Annotated in this window: 1 protein-coding gene and 1 pseudogene; both read left to right on the top strand. The window is 42.6% G+C overall.

The window, feature by feature from the left end:
- On the top strand, nt 1–458 hold a 458-nt coding region (locus J1782_RS00205; protein ID WP_217151896.1), incomplete at its 5' end, for a hypothetical protein.
- Nucleotides 459–473: 15 nt separating this feature from the next.
- A pseudogene (locus J1782_RS00210) lies at nt 474–936 on the top strand (hypothetical protein); the annotation flags it as partial.

Raw genomic sequence — 936 nt, forward strand, 5'->3', positions numbered from 1 at the left:
ATATAATTTATTTCTTGTTGTGCCTTTCTTTTCCGAGTTTTTCTTCCAATGTGTGCTCTCAACAAATTTGGCATGCTGATAAAATAATTCAAAGCTCGGGCATGATTAAAGAAGTGTCTTCATCAAAAAGGTTGCATTTCTACATTGCACCAATTAACAGTTGCGCAAGAAGTGATTTCATCATAAAGGGTGATAGAGTTATTTTTTACAAAACCTATAATAATTTTGATTATATTGCCTATGTAACAAAAGGTGGAGAAACAGTCACAGGCTGGGTCAAAAATAGCGATTTAGATGCAATAGAACCCTCTCAGACGGAATTAAATGCATCTGACTTTTCGCTCAAAATACAAGGAGTAAAAATTGACGGAGCCTCACTGAGCAGCGACAAACTTAGTTTAGACAAGTCAGAACTTAAAGAAACTAAACCGGGATTCAGAACAACATTTTCAAGCTGATAACAGGGACTCGCTATGTCAATCATTCCAAATATCAAATTTCCGATCCCTAAAAGTGCACAAGGAACGTCATTTAGTCATGCCGAGGACCTTCTTAATCATCTGAGAGGCGAACATTCGGGTCAGTGGCTCATCAGCCGCTCTAGCTTGTTTCACGGTGGCATCCATATCTCCAGCGCGACGACGCCATGGTGTGCGTTACGGGGTAATGATGTCGATGAACCGGGTACGGGTATTAAAGGTCGCGGCGAACAGGCGCTCATATGTATGGCTGATGGAGAGGTTGTCGCTTATCGCATCTGCAAAGATTATCTGAAGGCCCCATGGTTTACTGGTCCCCTTAGCTACTCTGGGTCATTTGTGTTGATCAAACATAAAGTGATGCCCGGAGAAACCGAATCCAGCCAGCTGACGTTCTACACGCTCTATATGCATTTAGCCCCCTGGACTGCATATCAGTCAGCAAACACGTCGCGTT

The sequence above is a fragment of the Rahnella sp. BCC 1045 genome (genome assembly GCF_019049615.1).
Lineage (GTDB): Bacteria > Pseudomonadota > Gammaproteobacteria > Enterobacterales > Enterobacteriaceae > Rahnella > Rahnella contaminans.